This window comes from Pseudomonas spirodelae (genome assembly GCF_034653255.1).
In the GTDB taxonomy this organism is placed as follows: domain Bacteria; phylum Pseudomonadota; class Gammaproteobacteria; order Pseudomonadales; family Pseudomonadaceae; genus Aquipseudomonas; species Aquipseudomonas spirodelae.
Map to the genome: position 1 here is coordinate 134455 of NZ_JAYEET010000051.1, position 15965 is coordinate 150419.

General features: G+C 58.9%; 14 protein-coding genes. 9 read left to right on the plus strand and 5 right to left on the minus strand.

What is annotated here, in order from left to right:
• Positions 1–9 precede the first annotated feature (9 nt).
• Both SOP97_RS17405 and SOP97_RS17410 read right to left on the minus strand, forming a co-directional pair.
• Positions 10–1176, minus strand: coding sequence for an MFS transporter (locus SOP97_RS17405; RefSeq protein ID WP_322950299.1), 1167 nt, complete (start codon positions 1174–1176; stop codon positions 10–12).
• Between the two features lie 39 nt (positions 1177–1215).
• Positions 1216–1518 (minus strand): ArsR/SmtB family transcription factor, encoded by a 303-nt coding sequence (locus tag SOP97_RS17410; RefSeq protein WP_322950300.1) that lies wholly within the window; start codon positions 1516–1518, stop codon positions 1216–1218.
• 128 nt (positions 1519–1646) lie between these two features.
• Here SOP97_RS17410 and SOP97_RS17415 point away from each other — a divergent pair, with 128 nt between their 5' ends.
• Positions 1647–2231 (plus strand): acyl carrier protein phosphodiesterase, encoded by a 585-nt coding sequence (locus SOP97_RS17415; RefSeq protein WP_322950301.1) that lies wholly within the window; start codon positions 1647–1649, stop codon positions 2229–2231.
• Here the strand turns inward: SOP97_RS17415 and SOP97_RS17420 are convergent.
• Both SOP97_RS17420 and olsB read right to left on the minus strand, forming a co-directional pair.
• Positions 2228–3016 carry a lysophospholipid acyltransferase family protein gene (locus SOP97_RS17420; RefSeq protein ID WP_322950302.1) on the minus strand — a complete coding sequence of 263 codons (789 nt, stop codon included), beginning with the start codon at positions 3014–3016 and terminating at the stop codon, positions 2228–2230. The two genes, SOP97_RS17415 and SOP97_RS17420, sit on opposite strands and share 4 nt — an antisense overlap.
• 82 nt (positions 3017–3098) lie before the next feature.
• Entirely contained in the window at positions 3099–3857 is a 759-nt protein-coding gene (olsB, locus tag SOP97_RS17425) for an L-ornithine N(alpha)-acyltransferase (protein ID WP_322950303.1), read from the minus strand.
• Between the two features lie 140 nt (positions 3858–3997).
• Here olsB and SOP97_RS17430 point away from each other — a divergent pair, with 140 nt between their 5' ends.
• From SOP97_RS17430 to SOP97_RS17450, 5 genes are all read left to right on the plus strand, one after another.
• The gene (locus SOP97_RS17430; RefSeq protein WP_322950304.1) at positions 3998–4885 is read left to right on the plus strand and encodes an acyl-CoA dehydrogenase middle domain-containing protein; all 888 of its coding nucleotides are present in this window, start codon (positions 3998–4000) and stop codon (positions 4883–4885) included.
• Positions 4886–5115: 230 nt separating this feature from the next.
• Positions 5116–5901 (plus strand): oxygen-binding di-iron domain-containing protein, encoded by a 786-nt coding sequence (locus tag SOP97_RS17435; protein WP_274087447.1) that lies wholly within the window; start codon positions 5116–5118, stop codon positions 5899–5901.
• Positions 5902–6023: 122 nt separating this feature from the next.
• Positions 6024–7148: a serine hydrolase domain-containing protein gene (locus SOP97_RS17440; RefSeq protein ID WP_322950305.1), complete on the plus strand. Its 1125-nt coding sequence runs from the start codon at positions 6024–6026 to the stop codon at positions 7146–7148.
• Entirely contained in the window at positions 7145–7483 is a 339-nt protein-coding gene (locus tag SOP97_RS17445) for an amidase (RefSeq protein ID WP_322950306.1), read from the plus strand. The genes SOP97_RS17440 and SOP97_RS17445 overlap by 4 nt, the downstream gene beginning before the upstream one ends.
• Positions 7484–7592: 109 nt before the next feature.
• The gene (locus SOP97_RS17450; RefSeq protein WP_322950307.1) at positions 7593–8750 is read left to right on the plus strand and encodes a phospholipase D-like domain-containing protein; all 1158 of its coding nucleotides are present in this window, start codon (positions 7593–7595) and stop codon (positions 8748–8750) included.
• A gap of 68 nt (positions 8751–8818) precedes the next feature.
• Here the strand turns inward: SOP97_RS17450 and SOP97_RS17455 are convergent, their stop codons facing one another.
• A complete protein-coding gene (locus tag SOP97_RS17455) occupies positions 8819–9994 on the minus strand; it encodes a thiolase family protein (RefSeq protein WP_322950308.1) in 1176 nt (391 codons plus the stop codon).
• A 172-nt stretch (positions 9995–10166) separates the two neighbouring features.
• Here SOP97_RS17455 and SOP97_RS17460 point away from each other — a divergent pair, with 172 nt between their 5' ends.
• From SOP97_RS17460 to SOP97_RS17470, 3 genes are all read left to right on the plus strand, one after another.
• Positions 10167–11849 (plus strand): fatty acid--CoA ligase, encoded by a 1683-nt coding sequence (locus tag SOP97_RS17460; RefSeq protein WP_322950309.1) that lies wholly within the window; start codon positions 10167–10169, stop codon positions 11847–11849.
• Between the two features lie 372 nt (positions 11850–12221).
• Positions 12222–14192 carry a DUF1302 domain-containing protein gene (locus SOP97_RS17465; protein WP_274087441.1) on the plus strand — a complete coding sequence of 657 codons (1971 nt, stop codon included), beginning with the start codon at positions 12222–12224 and terminating at the stop codon, positions 14190–14192.
• A 30-nt stretch (positions 14193–14222) separates the two neighbouring features.
• A complete protein-coding gene (locus SOP97_RS17470) occupies positions 14223–15590 on the plus strand; it encodes a DUF1329 domain-containing protein (protein ID WP_274087440.1) in 1368 nt (455 codons plus the stop codon).
• Positions 15591–15965 lie beyond the last annotated feature (375 nt).

The following is a 15965-nucleotide window of genomic DNA, read 5'->3' on the forward strand; positions in this document are numbered from 1 at the left end:
CCTCTCAGGTTATTCGTTGAGTGCAAGTTCAGGTGCAGGGGTACGGGTGCTGAAGGTCAGCAGGGTGGCGAGCAGTGCCAGTACGGCCAGGGCTGCTGCTGCCAGGGGGACGCGGGTGAGGCCAAAACCTTCGGCAATCACCAGGCCGCCCACCCAGGCGCCGAGGGCATTGCCGAGGTTGAAAGCGCCAATATTCAGGGTCGACACCAGGTTCGGTGCGCCGCTGCCGAAAGCCACCACATTGACCTGCAAGGCAGGTACGGCGGCAAAGGCGGCGATGGCCCAGAGGAACAGGGTGACTTCGGCCGGGATCAGCGCCTGGCTGGTCCAGCTAAACAGGGTCGAGACCACGGCCATGGCGACGAATACGCCGAGCAGAGTGGCTTTCAAATTGCGGTCAGCCAGGCGGCCGCCGAGCACGTTGCCCAGGGTCAGGCCCAGGCCGATAAGCAACAGGGTCCACGTCACGCCGTTGGGTGAAACGCCAGTGACATCGCCCAGCAGCGGCGCGATGTAGGTGAACAGGGCGAACATCGACGCGGAGAACATCACCGTGGTGCTCAGGGCCAGCCACAACCCAGCCCCGCGCAGGGCGCGCATCTCGCTGGCAAAATCGGCCTTAACCTCATCGGTTTTATTCGGCAGTACGCGCCACAAACCGATCAGTGCGATTACACCGATCAGCGTGACCGCCCAAAAGGTCGAGCGCCAGCCGGCGTATTGGCCCAAGGCGGTGCCCAGCGGTACGCCCAGCACATTGGCCAGGGTCAGGCCGGTGAACATCAGCGCTACGGCCGAGGCGCGGCGGTTAGCCGGCACCAGGCTGGCGGCCACCACCGAGCCGATACCAAAGAACGCGCCATGGCAGAGGGCGGTGATCACCCGCGCGAGCATCAGCATTTGATAGTCGCTGGCCAGGGCACAGAACAGATTGCCGCCGATAAAGATGCTCATCAGCGTCAGCAGCGCGGCTTTGCGCGGCCAGCTGGAGGTGACCAGCGCCATAAAAGGCGCGCCGATGGCCACGCCGAGCGCGTAACCGGTGACCAGCCAACCGGCACCGGGGATCGATACACCGAGGTCGCCTGCCACTTCCGGCAGCAGACCCATGATGACGAATTCCGTGGTGCCGATGGCAAACGCGGATAAAGCGAGGACGATAAGCGCTGCAGGCATGCCGTCAGCTCCTGAAAAAAGGTGGATGAAAAATTCGGGTTAAAGCGCTTGGCCGATGTGCTTGAGGAACGCCTGGATGGTCTCTTCATTGCGTTTGAAGAAATTCCACTGGCCGACCTTCCTACTGTTGATCAAACCGGCGCGTTGCAAGGTCGCCAGGTGCGCGGAGACGGTCGACTGCGACAGCCCGGTGCGTTGGTCGATCTTGCCGGCGCAGACGCCAATTTCCAGCGGGTGGTCTTGGTCGGCGAAATAGGCCTGCGGGTCTTTCAGCCAGTGCAGGATGTCGCGCCGTACCGGGTGGGCCAGGGCCTTGATCACTTCATCGATGTCGAGTTGCATGCGGGGTATCCCCTGTGTGCTGTCACGCCATATCGCGATGGGGCGAACCTTATATCGGTCGCTGACGATATACAGATCGTTCGTGACGATAGTCATCATCACGGCTGCTGATGTGTAAGCTGACAGGCATGAATTACCTCGCGCATTTACACCTCGGCGGCGACGCGCCGGCTCAGCTGCTGGGTAGCCTGTATGGCGATTTCGTCAAAGGGCCGCTGGCCGGGCAGTGGCCGGCGGATATCGAAGCGGCGATTCGTCTGCACCGGTGCATTGATGTTTTTACCGACAGCCATCCGCTGCAGCTGCAGGCGCGGGCGCGTTTCCCTGCCGAGCGGCGGCGTTATGCCGGGATTCTGCTGGACGTGTTTTTCGATCACTGCCTGGCGTTGAACTGGGCCGACTACGCCGCCGAGCCCTTGCCGATCTTCACCGGGCGGGTTTATCAGGTACTCAATAGCGAGCCGCGTTTGCCCGAACGCCTGGCGCTGATTGCGCCACGCATGGCGGCGCAGGACTGGTTGGGCAGTTACCGCGAATTTGCCGTGTTGGCGCAGGTGGTCGCGGGCATCGACCGGCGCCTGTCGCGGCCGGGGTTGCTGATAGGCGGCCTGGTTGAGTTACAGCAGCTTTATCAGCCGCTGCTGGCGGATTTTCAGCAGTTTTATCCCGAGCTACAGGCCTTTGTTGCCCGTGAGCGAGAGCTGGCGGATTAAGCGGCCTGGTCTTGAACGGTGGCTGGTCGCTCAGCCTCGGCTGCACCAAACAGTGCCTGCCGGATTGATTGCTGCGCGGCGCGCGCCAGGGCATTGCGACTTAGTTCGGCGCTGGCAATCGGCGTGAGCAGCTGTATCTGCACCTCGGCCAGGTCGCTGCCGAGCAAGCGCAGCAGGTGCGAGAGCATATCGTCATCACCAATAAACGGCGCCACGCTGCACGGCTGGCCTCCGCGCAGGTAACGGATGGCCACCGGTTGCACCGCGACGCCGCTGTCGATGGCGCTGCTCAGCAGGCGGCCGTGAAAGGTGCGCAGGTCGAGGCCATCGGTGGTGGTGCCTTCGGGGAAGATCAGCAGGTTGCGCCCTTGCTGCAAGTGTTTGCCGAGTTGCTGATTAAGCAGGCCGCTATCCGCCGATCCGCGGCGGATAAACAGGGTGCCTGCCTTGAGTGCCAGCCAGCCTGCGACGGGCCAACTGCGCACCTCGGCCTTGGACAGAAACGACAGCGGAGTGAGCATGCCGAGCAGCGGGATATCGGTCCAGGACACGTGATTGCTGACCCACAGCATCGGCTGTTGCGGTAGCTCACCCTGCACCTGCAGACGAAACGGCAGCGCCGCCGCCAGGCGTGCGAGAAACCAGCGAGTCAGGCGCTGGCGGGTTGGCATCAGGTCATGGCGTACCAGGCGCTCTAGCAAGGTGATGCCCGCCGCCAACAGGGTGCCGAGGCTGATCACCGCCAATAGGCGCGCTAAACGCAGGTATAAACGCAATTTCTTCATCAGGCTTTCTCGCTGCCAAGACACAAACGCCGGCACTGTCTACAGCGTGCCGGCGAGTTGCGCAACTGTGCTCGACGGGCGCTTATACCGCCGCCTTAAAGTGTTTGGCATAGCGCGGACACAGCTCATCACGCTTGAGCAGGATAAACACATCTGCGACCTGGAAGTCCTGGTCCCAGCACGGCTCGCCGCAGATCTTCGCACCCAGGCGCATATAGGCTTTGAGCAGCGGCGGCATTTCGGTGATCACGTTGCTCGGCACATCCAGCGCCGGCAGCGGGTTCTTCGGTTCGGCGCGCAGGTGTTCGGTGCACAGGTAGCGCTCTCGTAAGCGCTGCATGATGGCCTGGGCTTGGATGCCGCCGTCTTGCATGGAGATGCTGGCGCAGCCCATCAGGTAGCGGTAGCCGCCTTCGTTGAGCACTTCGGCCAGTTCGCCCCAGAGCACGGCAATGGTCGCGCCGTTGCGGTAGGCGGGATCGACGCAGGTGCGGCCGATTTCCAGCACGGGCCCTTCGAGGTGCACGAGGCCATGCAGGCTGAATTCTTCTTCGCTGTAGAAGCGCCCCAGGCTGGCTGCGGCCTGATGATCGAGCAGGCGCGTGGTAGCCACCAGTTGGCCGCTGTTCATGTCACGCACGCCGATGTGCTGGCAGTGAATGTCATAGTCATCCATGTCCAGACCCTGCTCGGCACCCTTGAGCTTGGCGTCGAACTCGGCGCTGAATACGCGAAAGCGCAAGGCCTGGGCTTCGCGTAACGCGGCAGCACCGAGTAAACGCTCGGCCTGCAGGCGCCGTGCTGGAGTAGTGCGGTCGCGGGTGATTGCCATCTGAGTCATGCCTGAGTCTCCGTAAGCCGGTTTTTTGTCTTGCGGCCGGTCGATCTTGTTGGGCAAGCTCAGGCTAGGTAGCGGTGGTGTCATCACCGTTAAGCTTTGGTGATGCTTGTGTGACAGATAACGCCAACAAGGAGCAATGCATGCACTGGCAACAATTGTTGAGCCCGCAGGCGCGTCTGCCCGTCGCCGGCCTGGAGGCGTGGTACGCCAGCCTGCTAGAACGCAGCGCTAACCCGACGCCGTTGCAGCTGGCGGTGCTCGGCGGGCGCTTGGCGGCAACACCGGGGTTGGCGTTTCTTGCCGGTTACCAAGGCGCGTTACGCGCACTCTGGCCAGCGGCGCCCTGGACGTTGGGCGCGTTGTGCGTGACTGAAAACCGCAGCACCCGGCCGGCGGACATAAGCACGCGGATCAGCGCACTGACGCTCACCGGGCGCAAGGATTTCGTCACCGCTGCTGAAGCCGCCGACTGGCTGCTTGTGGCCGCGCGTGAGGATGAACCCGGCCAGCCGGTAAGGCTGGCGCTGGGTGTGGTGCGCAACGGCGCGCCGGGCGTGCATGTCGAGACATTGCCGGCGTTACCGCTGATGCCGGATATCAGCCATGGCCGTCTGCATGTGCACGAGGCGCACTGCGAACGCCTGCCCGGTGATGGTTGGGATGACTACGTGAAACCCTTCCGTACCTTGGAAGACACCCACGTGCTGGCGGCGCTGACGGCCTGGCTGTTTGCCGTGGGCCAGGAATCAAGCTGGCCGCAAGCCTTGCAGCTACGCCTGCTTGGCCTGTTGGCCGGTTGTGCAGAAGTGGCGCGGCAATGCCCGAGCGCGGCTGACAGCCATCTGCTGCTGGCCGGTTTGTTTGCCCAGTTCGACAGCTTGGGTGGCGAGCTGGATGCCGCCTTTGCCGCCGGCGATGGGCACTGGGCGCAGTTGTGGCAACGCGACAAGGGCCTGCTGTCGATTGCCAACAGTGCGCGGCGCAAGCGGTTGGAGAAGGCTTTGGCAGTGCTTGGTACAACGCTGTAATGCAATGCCTGGGATGTATCCGCTAGCGTCTACGCAGACGTAGGGTGGATGGCGCTCTCTTCATCCACCGTTGCGAACGAATGGCTGGATAGCGCGCTATCCAGCCACGACGAAATAGAGATCAGCGGTTTATGAGTCCTAACGAACGCATGCAATGTTGGCTTGATCCAGATCAGTAAGGCCGGCTCGCTTCAGCATTAAGCTCGCCGCCTTTCGGGAGAGAGCCAGCCATGCGACGCGAGCCTATAGTGCTGTTCGATAACGGCGAGCATCAGTGCATGATGTTCGATGACCTGGTCAGCGGTGAGGGCGTGCAGTCCAACCAGTTTCTGATCACCGACAACGAGCAATACCTGCTGCTCGATCCGGGCGGCGACTTGACCTACACGCCGCTGTCGATGGAGCTGTCCAAGCACATCCCGGTGCAGGACCTGACCTACATCTTCGCTTCGCACCAGGACCCGGACATCATCGCTTCGCTGGACAAGTGGCTGCTGCACACCCGCGCGCAGGTGATTTGCTCCAAGCTGTGGGCGCGCTTTCTGCCGCACCTGACGGCCAACTATCTGGCACTCAGCCGTGGCATCAACACCTTTGACCGGATCATCGCACTGCCGGATCGCGGTCAGTCGTTTGCCCTCGGCAAATGCAAACTCAAAGCAGTGCCGGCGCACTTCCTGCACTCGGTGGGTAACTTCCAGCTGTATGACCCGGTAAGCAAAATCCTGTTCTCTGGCGATATGGGCGCCTCCCTGGTGGATGACGCGCACCCGGTGACGGACTTCGTCAACCATGTGCCGAACATGCTCGGTTTTCATCGGCGCTATATGGCTGGCAACAAGGTTTGCCGACTCTGGGCGGCCATGGTGCGCGAGATGGATGTGGCGATGATCGTGCCGCAACACGGGCGGCCGTTTATCGGCGCGGAAATGATCAATGCCTTTCTCTACTGGATCGAAAACCTCGAGTGCGGCATGGACCTGATGGGCCCCGAGGACTACCGCCTACCCAAGTGATCGGCGGCTAAGTGCATTGACGTTTCGCGCCGAATCGCCGGATAAACAGGCGCGTTCGACGCTTTTTGTCGTCATCGACGCCATGCTAGGGTGCCGCCTTCGATCCTTGTAGAGGCGGCGCCATGTCCTTCACTCTGTTTCTTGCACGGCGGCTGCTACTGGCGTGTGTCTTCGGCCTGGGTGGCGCGACAGCGCAGGCCGAAAACTGGCCAGGTGACGACTGGGCCAGCCAACTGACGCCGCCCAGTACCGCGCTCAGTGAGCTTGAACGTTACGCCTTCCCAACCCGCGATGACGCCACCCGCCAAGGCGTGCGCACCGATGCCTTGCTGGTGATCCGTGATGGCCAAGTGGTGTACGAACGTTATGCCGCGCCCACCACTGCTGACACCGCGCACCTAACGTGGTCGATGGCCAAGAGCCTGTTGGCGACCACCATGGGAGTGGCCTACGGTGAAGGGCATTTCCGCCTGGATGCCCCAGCGGCCGATTACTACCCGCCATTTGCCGCGCACCCGCAGGTAAAAATCGGGCACCTGCTCAACTGGGCATCGGGCCTGAACTGGCAGGAAGACTATGAATACGCACCGCTGAAATCCTCAGTGGTGGCGATGCTCTACACCCGTGGTCGCAGCGATATGGCGGCTTTCACGGCCGCACACAACGCCGACGCCGAACCGGGTCAGCGCTTTCGCTATTCCAGTGGCGACAGTAACGTACTGGCTGCGGCACTGAAGAATATGGTCGGCGCCGAGGCCTATGCCGATTACCCCTGGACCGCGCTGTTTGACCCGCTGGGTATCAAGACAGCGGTGTGGGAACGCGATGCGGCGGGCACCTTTGTCGGCTCGTCTTACGCCTACATGAGTGCCCGTGACTTGGCCCGCGTTGGCCTGCTGATGCAGCGCGATGGCCGCTGGGGCGAGCAGCAGTTGCTGCCCAAGGCCTGGGTTGAATTCAACCGCACGCCGTTTGCCAACTACCAGCCGCAGGCCGAGAAGCCTGGTGAGGCGGTGCCCGGCGGGCAGTGGTGGCTTAACGTGGCGGTAGCTGGCGCGGGTAAACCTTGGCCGGATGCACCGAGCAACATGTTGGTCGCCTCAGGCCATTGGGGGCAGGGTTTGTATGTGCTGCCTGACGAGAAGCTGGTGATCGTGCGTTACGCCGATGATCGTGATGCCAGCTTTGATCGCAATCACTTCCTCAAGCTGGTACTCGCGGCCATGGCCACTGAGGTGCAGCCATGATCCGTCGCCGCCCGTTCAGTAGAGTGTTGTTGCTGATTGTGTTGTTGCTCGCCGCCTTGATCTGGCAAAACCGCACCCATCTGCAAGCCTTCCCCGACATCATCGGCGCGTACTCTGCCAAGGAGTATTGCTCATGCCGCTACGTGGCCAACAATCCGGCGGATTATTGCGAGGCATACGTGGCGCAGTACGTGCCGCTTTCAGGTTTTTGGGACGATGCAGCGCATAAGCGCGTTACGGCTCGCGGCCTGGGCCGTACGCACAGTGCGCAGTGGCTGAGCCCACGCCAGGGTTGCCAGCTGCTGCCCGAGCCAGCTGCGCTGCCTACGCCTTGAAGCCGACGCCATTGCGCGGGCTTGCATTGCCGGGCAGGGCGGCTATGGTGGCCTCTTCGTTGCTGTCCGTGACCTGTCATGCCTGAAACCCAGTGTTGTGTGGAGCCCCATGGCCTATAGCGTATTCCCTTGGCGGCGCGGCAATGCGGTGAGCTTGCTGGTCGATGGGCCGTGTTTTTTTGCGCAAATGCTCAAGCGTATTAATGCGGCTCAGCGGCATGTTGAGTTGGAGCTGTATCTGCTGGAAAGTGGCGCCTGCGCCACGGCGTTACTGGATGCCCTGTGTGCTGCCGCGGAGCGCGGCGTCGCGGTGCGTTGCCTGTTCGATGGCTATGGTGCGCAAGGCTTGCTGCTGGCGGACCGTCAGCGCCTGGAGGCCGCGGGTATCCGGGTGCGGTGGTACAACCCGGTACGCTGGCGACATGGCGTGCGTAACTTTCACCGTGACCACCGCAAAGTGTTGGTGGTTGATGAGCAGTTCGCTTTTGTCGGCGGCACTGGCGCCACCGATGCCTTCTGGCAGCCTGGCGAGGCTGAGAGCCGCTGGCATGAGGTGATGGTGGAAATCAGCGGTCCTCTGGTGGCCGACTGGTTGCAGCTGTTTGAGCGCCAGTGGCAGGTGGACCAAAGCTGGATCGTCTGGCGACCGCGTTTGCCACTGCGCGTGAAAACCTTATTGGCAATACCCGCTGTGGGCGATGGCTTGGGCCGTGTCGCGTTTGCTGACGCGGTGCAGCATCGCGACATTCTGTTTTCGCTGGTGCGTATGTTGCGCAGTTCCAAGCGGCGCATCTGGCTGGCCACGCCTTATTTCTTACCGACTTGGCGGGTGCGCCGGGTGCTGCGCCAAGCGGCTGCGCGTGGTGTTGATGTGCGCCTGCTGTTGGCCGGTAACAATACGGACCATCCGCCTATCCGTTTTGCTGGGCAGCGCTATTACGCCAGTTTGCTCAAGGCCGGTGTGCAGATATTCGAATACCAGCCGCGCTTTCTGCACCTGAAGATGGTGCTGGTGGACGACTGGGTGAGCATTGGCTCGTGCAATTTCGACCACTGGAACCTGCGGTTTAACCTGGATGCCAACCTTGAGGCGCTGGATCCCTCGTTTACCGCCAGCGTGGCGGCGTGCTTTGAGCGAGACTTTGCCGACAGCCAGTTGATTGATGGCAAAGCCTGGTTGGCCAGGCCCTGGTACATCCGCATGCAGCAGAAAGTGTGGGGCATTTTGGATCAGCTGATGTTCAAACTGTTAAATCGTCGTCGCTGAGTCGGGCTGCTGCCCAGAGCGGCGGCGCACGCAAGGGCGCGCGCCACTCTGTTGCAGGCTGTATTGCCTTAAATCAGCTCGACTGCCACGGCCGTCGCTTCACCACCGCCGATGCACAGCGAGGCGATGCCGCGCTTGCCGCCGGTGTTTTTCAGCGCATTGATCAGGGTCAGGATGATCCGCGAACCGGTGGAGCCGACTGGGTGACCCTGGGCGCAGGCGCCGCCGTAGATGTTGACCTTGGCGTGATCCAGGCCGTGTTCACGTATGGCCAGCATGGTGACCATGGCAAAGGCTTCGTTGATTTCGAACAGGTCGACCTCGGCCTTGTTCCAGCCGGTTTTCTTCAGCAGGGTCGTGATCGAGCCAATCGGCGCGATGGTGAACTCGCTCGGGTCCTGGCTCTGGGTCGCGTGCGCGACGATTTTCGCCAACGGCTTGAGGCCACGTTTGGCGGCTTCGTCGGCAGTCATCAGCAGCAGGGCGGAGGCGCCGTCGGAGATCGAGCTGGCATTGGCAGCGGTGATTGTGCCGTCCTTGCGGAAGGCTGGCTTGAGGCCGGGGATCTTCTCCAAATTAGCGTTCAATGGTTGCTCATCGTCTTTGACCAGTACATCACCCTTGCGGCCGCTGACGGTGATCGGGACGATTTCCGCCTTCAGCGCGCCGCTGGCGATGGCGGTCTGGGCGCGTTTCAGCGATTCAATGGCGTAGGCATCCATTTCCTCGCGGGTGATGCCGTACTGGTCGGCGGTTTCCTGAGCGAAGGAGCCCATCAGGCGGCCCGTGCGAGCATCTTCTAGTCCGTCGAGGAACATGTGGTCTTTGATCTCGCCATGCCCCATGCGCAGGCCCGCGCGGGCTTTGGTCATGATGTAGGGCGCGTTGGACATGCTTTCCATGCCGCCGGCGATCATCACCTCATTGCTCCCAGCCTTGAGCGAATCAAAGGCCTGCATCACCGCCTTCATGCCCGAACCACAGAGTTTATTGATGGTGGTGCAGCCCGTGGCGGCCGGTAGGCCGGCATTTAAGGACGCCTGGCGCGCCGGGCCTTGCTTCAGACCGGCAGGTAGCACGCAGCCCATGATCACTTCCTGCACGTCGGTCGGGGCAATGCCCGCGCGCTCAACGGCCGCGCGAATAGCCGCTGCGCCTAGGTCTACCGCCGCAACGCTCGACAGGCTGCCTTGAAAACCACCCATCGGCGTACGTGCGCCGCTGACGATGACAATATCGGACATCGGAAAACTCCCTATATGAGGTAAATGAACGCAATGACGAGCCATTGATTCTACTGCGTGACTAAAAATGCCCAAAGAGTCATGCGGAAAATCATTCTTTGGGCTGATTTGGGCGACCGCCGAGGGCTCTAAATTGGCCTCACTGATAAAACTCGTGAATTAAGGTACCGCCATGCTGCAGACCCGTTTGATTCCCGCCGCCGCGAATGCTCATCAAGCTCCTTTGTTGATCAAGCGCCTGCTGTTGTCCGGCATCCGTTATGAGAAAAGTCGTGAAATCGTTTACCGCGACCAGATGCGCTACAGCTACGCCACCCTCAATGAGCGGATTGCCCGACTGGCCAACGTGCTGACTGAAGCGGGGGTCAAGGCCGGTGATACCGTGGCGGTGATGGACTGGGACAGCCACCGCTACCTGGAGTGCATGTTTGCCATTCCGATGATCGGTGCGGTGCTGCATACCATCAACATCCGCCTCTCGGCTGATCAGATCTTGTACACCATGAATCATGCCGAGGATAAGTTCGTGCTGGTTAACAGCGAGTTCGTACCGCTCTATAAAGGTATTGAAAGTCAGCTGACCACGGTGCAGAAAACCATTCTGCTCACCGACGCAGCGGACAAGACCGCAGACTTGGGCGGCCTTGTGGGTGAATACGAAAACCTGCTCGCCGCGGCCAGCCCCCGCTACGACTTTCAAGACTTCGACGAAAACTCAATCGCCACCACCTTTTACACCACCGGTACCACCGGTAACCCCAAAGGCGTGTACTTCAGTCACCGTCAGCTTGTATTGCATACCCTGGCAGAGGCCAGTGTGCTGGGCAGCCTGGACAGCATTCGCCTGCTGGGTACTAACGATGTGTACATGCCGATTACCCCGATGTTCCACGTGCACGCCTGGGGCATCCCTTATGTCGCCACCATGCTGGGGGTTAAACAGGTCTATCCCGGTCGTTATGAGCCGGACATGCTGTGCCAGCTGATCAAGCAGGAAAAGGTCACCTTTTCTCACTGTGTGCCGACCATTCTGCAAATGGTGATGAACGCCCCGATCGCTCAGGATTATGATTTCGGCGGATTGAAAATGATCATCGGCGGCAGCGCTCTCAACCGCTCGCTTTACGACGCGGCCAAGGCGCGCGGCATTCAGCTGACGGCTGCTTATGGCATGTCCGAAACCTGCCCGCTGATTTCCTGCGCACATATCAATGATGAGTTGATGGCCGGCAGCGAGGACGAACGCACCACTTACCGAATCAAAGCCGGCGTACCAGTACCGCTGGTAGAAGCCGCCATTATGTCCGCCGATGGCACCCTGTTACCGGCCGACGGTGAGAGCCAGGGCGAGCTGGTGCTGCGTGCCCCGTGGCTGACTCAGGGGTACTTCCGCGAGCCGGAGAAGGGCGCTGAGCTGTGGGAGCACGGCTGGCTGCACACCGGTGACGTGGCTACCATCGACGATTTCGGCTTTATCGATATCCGCGACCGCATCAAGGACGTGATCAAGACCGGTGGCGAGTGGATTTCCTCCCTGGCATTGGAAGACTTGATCAGCCGTCACCCCGCGGTGCGAGAAGTGGCTGTGGTGGGTGTGGTCGATCCGCAGTGGGGCGAGCGGCCGTTTGCGCTGCTGGTGTTGCGTGAAGGGCAGAGCCTGGATGCCAAGGGGCTGAAGGACCACCTCAAGCCGTTTGTTGATCAAGGCAGCATCAACAAGTGGGCGATACCGTCGCAGATTGCTCTTGTTACCGAAGTTCCCAAGACCAGTGTAGGCAAGCTCGACAAGAAACGTATTCGTCTGGATATCGTTCAGTGGCAGGCCGCCGGTAGTCCATTTCTCTCCACTGTTTAAGCATTTTTGTAGCGGGCGCAGCCTTGGGCGGCGTCCGTTGCACGGTTGCTTTTAAGTGTCATTTAGATCATGCAAATCAAGCGCTTAAGTTGGTTCTTGAGACAGTTTTTAGAGTTGCTTGTGTGGCGTTGTGCGCTGTACGGGTGACTGCAGGCGAGATTGATTTTAGTGACTGAGCAGTCAAACAAGCGTTTGGCTTGTTAATTGCTCCCTTCAAACCATTCTTGGCTCTGCCGGTCGTGGCGAGCACGCTGAAACCAGCGAGCCAGAGTGCCTGGGAGCTAAAAATCACCCTTTCGAGGGATCAAGCAGCAGTACCCGCTGGCTATAGTCCGCACCATCCATAACAAAAAAACACATGGAGTAGCGTCGATGACAAAAACAAAACAAACCTGGCGCCTGGCAAGACTGCCACTGGCCGTCAGCCTCGCATCCACCCTCGCCGCCCCTGCATTCGGCGTTACCTTCAATATTGGTGAGATCGAAGGTCAAATCGACTCCTCGATGTCCGTTGGCGCCAGCTGGTCTACGCAAAAAGCGGATAAAGACCTGATCGGTGTTAACAACGGTGGTCGCGGTCTGTCGCAAACCTCAGATGACGGTCACCTGAACTTCAAGCGTGGAGAGACTTTCTCCAAAATCTTCAAGGGTATCCATGACCTTGAGTTGAAATACGGTGATACCGGTGTATTTGTTCGCGGCAAATATTGGTATGACTTTGAATTAAAAGATGAAGGTCGCGAATTTAAAGACATCAGTGACAACAATCGTAAAGAGGGTCAGAAGTCTTCTGGCGCCCAAATTCTCGATGCGTTCGTTTATCACAACTACTCCATCGCTGATCAGCCGGGTTCCGTGCGCTTAGGCAAGCAAGTTGTTAGTTGGGGTGAGAGTACCTTTATCCAGAACGGTATTAACTCAATCAACCCGGTTGATGTGTCAGCGTTTCGTCGTCCTGGCGCGGAAATTAAGGAAGGCTTGATTCCAGTTAATATGTTCTATGTTGCCCAAAGCCTGACTGAAAACCTCTCTATGGAGGCGTTCTACCAGCTTGAGTGGGACCAGACGGTAACAGACAACTGCGGCACGTTCTTTGCTCAGGCGGATATCGTTGCTGATGGTTGTGATCAGAATCTGAATGTTCTGGCTTCTTTAAGTCCGGCACAATTGGCATCAATTAATGGGAACTTGAAAGCTCTTAATACAGCGCTTGGGACCAATGCAGCAATGGTTTCATCAACCAGCGAGGGGCTAATCGTTCCGCGCCGTGGAGATGTGGACGCTCGTGATAGCGGTCAGTGGGGGTTGGCTTTCCGCTATATGTTTGAGCCACTCGATACTGAGTTTGGCGCCTATGCAATGAATTATCATAGCCGTGCCCCGATTTTTAGTGGTGCATCGCCGAGTGCTGGAGCTACACGTGCAATAAATACACTCGTTACTGGTGCAGCAAACCCCAGTGGTAATTTCAATGCTGCAGCTGTGCCTGCAGCTGCAAATATCGGTGCGGTTACCATGGCTGCGAATGGTGGCTACTTCATTGAGTACCCTGAAGATATCAAACTGTACGGTTTAAGCTTTTCAACCACTTTGCCCACTGGTACAGCTTGGAGTGGAGAGCTTAGCTATCGTCCGAATGCTCCTGTGCAGTTAAATTCCACGGATATTTTGTATGCGGGTCTTCGTGGAATAAATGTTGGCATTTTGAATGCTGGGAACCCAGTAGGATCATTAAGTCCTTATGACGCAGTGTCGCCTCTAGGTCCTGATTCGGAAGGGTTACTACACGGTTATAAGCGCAAAGAAATCACTCAGTTGCAAACCACGTTCACTCACTTTTTTGATCAAGTTATGGGCGCATCCCGCCTAACCTTGGTGGGTGAAGTAGGCTGGACTCACGTCGGTGGCTTGGAAAGCAGCGATGATATTCGCTATGGCCGCGATCCGATTTTCGGCACTGCTGGTGCAATGTGTGGTCCGGTAAACGTCAGCACTGCTGGTGGGAAAAGTAATGGCAGTTTGCTGGGTAAATCCTGTGACAAAGATGGGTTTACTACGGCCGACTCATGGGGTTACCGCGCACGTGCTATCTGGGAATACCCGGATGTGTTCGCCGGTATCAACCTGAAGCCGAGTGTAGCCTGGTCACATGACGTTGACGGTTACTCGCCTGGCCCAGGTGGTAACTTTGAAGAAGGCCGTAAAGCGGTCAGCCTTGGCTTAGATGCTGAGTACCAAAATACATACACCGCCAGCCTTTCTTACACCAACTTCTTTGATGGTAAGTATTCGACTGTTGATGATCGCGACTTCGTAGCACTCAGCTTTGGTATGAACTTCTAAGCGGACGAGATTTTGAGGACGACTATGACTATGAAAACAACAAAAAGTCTGCTGAAAACCGGCGCGTTGACACTCACGCTGCTGGCTAGCAGTGTGATGGCAGCAGTATCGCCAGATGAAGCGGCCAAGCTGGGAACTACGCTGACGCCTGTTGGTGCGGAAATGGCTGGCAATGCGGATGGTTCGATCCCGGCCTGGACGGGTGGTTTGCCTACTAACGCAGGTGCTGTTGATTCTGGTGGTTTTCTCGCGGACCCGTTCCCTAATGAGCAACCGCTGTTCACCATTACTGCGCAAAACGTGGATCAGTACAAAGACAAGCTGACCCCAGGCCAGTTGGCGATGTTCAAGCGTTATCCGGAAAGCTACAGAATGCCGGTTTTCGCGACTCATCGTTCAGCCACCATGCCGGATGTTGTCTTGGATGCAGTGAAGAAAAACGCTGTGAATACCAAGATGGTTGAGGGCGGTAACGGTCTTGAGAATTTCGATCAGGCCATTCCTTTCCCAATCCCGAAAGACGGTTTGGAAGCCATCTGGAACCACATCACCCGCTACCGTGGCGGCAGCGTGAAGCGTCTGGTGACTCAGGCGACTCCGCAAGCCAATGGCTCCTACAGCCTGGTTTACTTCCAGGATGAGTTCACCTTCCGGGGTGCGCTGAAAGATGCCGACACCAGTAAGCCAAGCAACGTGCTGTTCTACTTCAAGCAACGCGTAACGGCACCTTCGCGTCTGGCCGGTAACGTGTTGCTGGTACACGAAACGCTCAACCAGGTGAAAGAGCCGCGTTTGGCGTGGTTGTACAACGCTGGCCAGCGTCGTGTGCGTCGTGCGCCACAGGTGTCGTATGACGGTCCAGGTACAGCTGCCGATGGCCTACGTACCTCCGACAACTTCGACATGTACAACGGCGCCCCTGACCGTTACGAGTGGAAGCTCAACGGTAAGAAAGACATCTACATTGCTTACAACAGCTACCGTTTGGACTCACCGAAGCTGAAATATGACGAGATCATCAAAGCTGGTCATATCAACCAGGACCTGACCCGTTACGAGCTTCACCGCGTCTGGAATGTCACTGCCACCCTGAAGTCGGGCGAGCGCCACATCTATGCCAAGCGTGACTTCTATCTCGACGAAGATACCTGGCAAGCAGCTGTAATTGACCACTACGACGGTCGCGGTACTTTGTGGCGTGTGGCTGAGGCCCATGCTCAGTACTACTACGACAAGAAAGTGCCGTGGTACAGCGTAGAGACTCTGTATGACTTGCTGTCCGGTCGTTACCTGGCGCTGGGCATGAAGAACGAAGAGAAGAGCGCTTACGAGTTCGACTATCCGGCTAAGGAAAGCGATTACACCCCAGCGGCCTTGCGCCAGGCGGGCGTTCGCTAAACCTGAGTAAAGCTGCATAAAAGGCCGGCCCGAAAGGGCCGGTTTTTTTATGGTGCGCCAGGCATGGCGCGTAGCGCCGTGACTGGCGCTGTCGGGTTCACTGTGGTGGTGAGCCTGGCGACTTGGAGGTGAAAGTCCTCTACACACCCGGCAAGGGGAAGTGTTAGCTGAAGGCAAGGGTGTCGCGGGCGACTGCGAATCTGAAGGAAGCCCGAGGCAAAATGCTGGCCTGACGAACAGGAAGCGGATGAGGCGGCGCAGCGGGGTGAGGTGGCCATAATCGCCAAAGCCCGATACTTGCACGGAACGCTGCGACGTAGATCCGACAGGCATAAGCAGGAAGGTCGCGCGAATTACCCTGGGAGATCTGTACGC

What these genes read in the sequence shown, in the direction of transcription:
- SOP97_RS17405 (WP_322950299.1), bottom strand. Translation starts at nt 1,176, where the DNA reads ATGCCTGCAGCGCTTATCGTCCTCGCTTTATCCGCGTTTGCCATCGGC.
- SOP97_RS17410 (WP_322950300.1), bottom strand. Translation starts at nt 1,518, where the DNA reads ATGCAACTCGACATCGATGAAGTGATCAAGGCCCTGGCCCACCCGGTA.
- SOP97_RS17415 (WP_322950301.1), top strand. Translation starts at nt 1,647, where the DNA reads ATGAATTACCTCGCGCATTTACACCTCGGCGGCGACGCGCCGGCTCAG.
- SOP97_RS17420 (WP_322950302.1), bottom strand. Translation starts at nt 3,016, where the DNA reads ATGAAGAAATTGCGTTTATACCTGCGTTTAGCGCGCCTATTGGCGGTG.
- olsB (WP_322950303.1), bottom strand. Translation starts at nt 3,857, where the DNA reads ATGACTCAGATGGCAATCACCCGCGACCGCACTACTCCAGCACGGCGC.
- SOP97_RS17430 (WP_322950304.1), top strand. Translation starts at nt 3,998, where the DNA reads ATGCACTGGCAACAATTGTTGAGCCCGCAGGCGCGTCTGCCCGTCGCC.
- SOP97_RS17435 (WP_274087447.1), top strand. Translation starts at nt 5,116, where the DNA reads ATGCGACGCGAGCCTATAGTGCTGTTCGATAACGGCGAGCATCAGTGC.
- SOP97_RS17440 (WP_322950305.1), top strand. Translation starts at nt 6,024, where the DNA reads ATGTCCTTCACTCTGTTTCTTGCACGGCGGCTGCTACTGGCGTGTGTC.
- SOP97_RS17445 (WP_322950306.1), top strand. Translation starts at nt 7,145, where the DNA reads ATGATCCGTCGCCGCCCGTTCAGTAGAGTGTTGTTGCTGATTGTGTTG.
- SOP97_RS17450 (WP_322950307.1), top strand. Translation starts at nt 7,593, where the DNA reads ATGGCCTATAGCGTATTCCCTTGGCGGCGCGGCAATGCGGTGAGCTTG.
- SOP97_RS17455 (WP_322950308.1), bottom strand. Translation starts at nt 9,994, where the DNA reads ATGTCCGATATTGTCATCGTCAGCGGCGCACGTACGCCGATGGGTGGT.
- SOP97_RS17460 (WP_322950309.1), top strand. Translation starts at nt 10,167, where the DNA reads ATGCTGCAGACCCGTTTGATTCCCGCCGCCGCGAATGCTCATCAAGCT.
- SOP97_RS17465 (WP_274087441.1), top strand. Translation starts at nt 12,222, where the DNA reads ATGACAAAAACAAAACAAACCTGGCGCCTGGCAAGACTGCCACTGGCC.
- SOP97_RS17470 (WP_274087440.1), top strand. Translation starts at nt 14,223, where the DNA reads ATGAAAACAACAAAAAGTCTGCTGAAAACCGGCGCGTTGACACTCACG.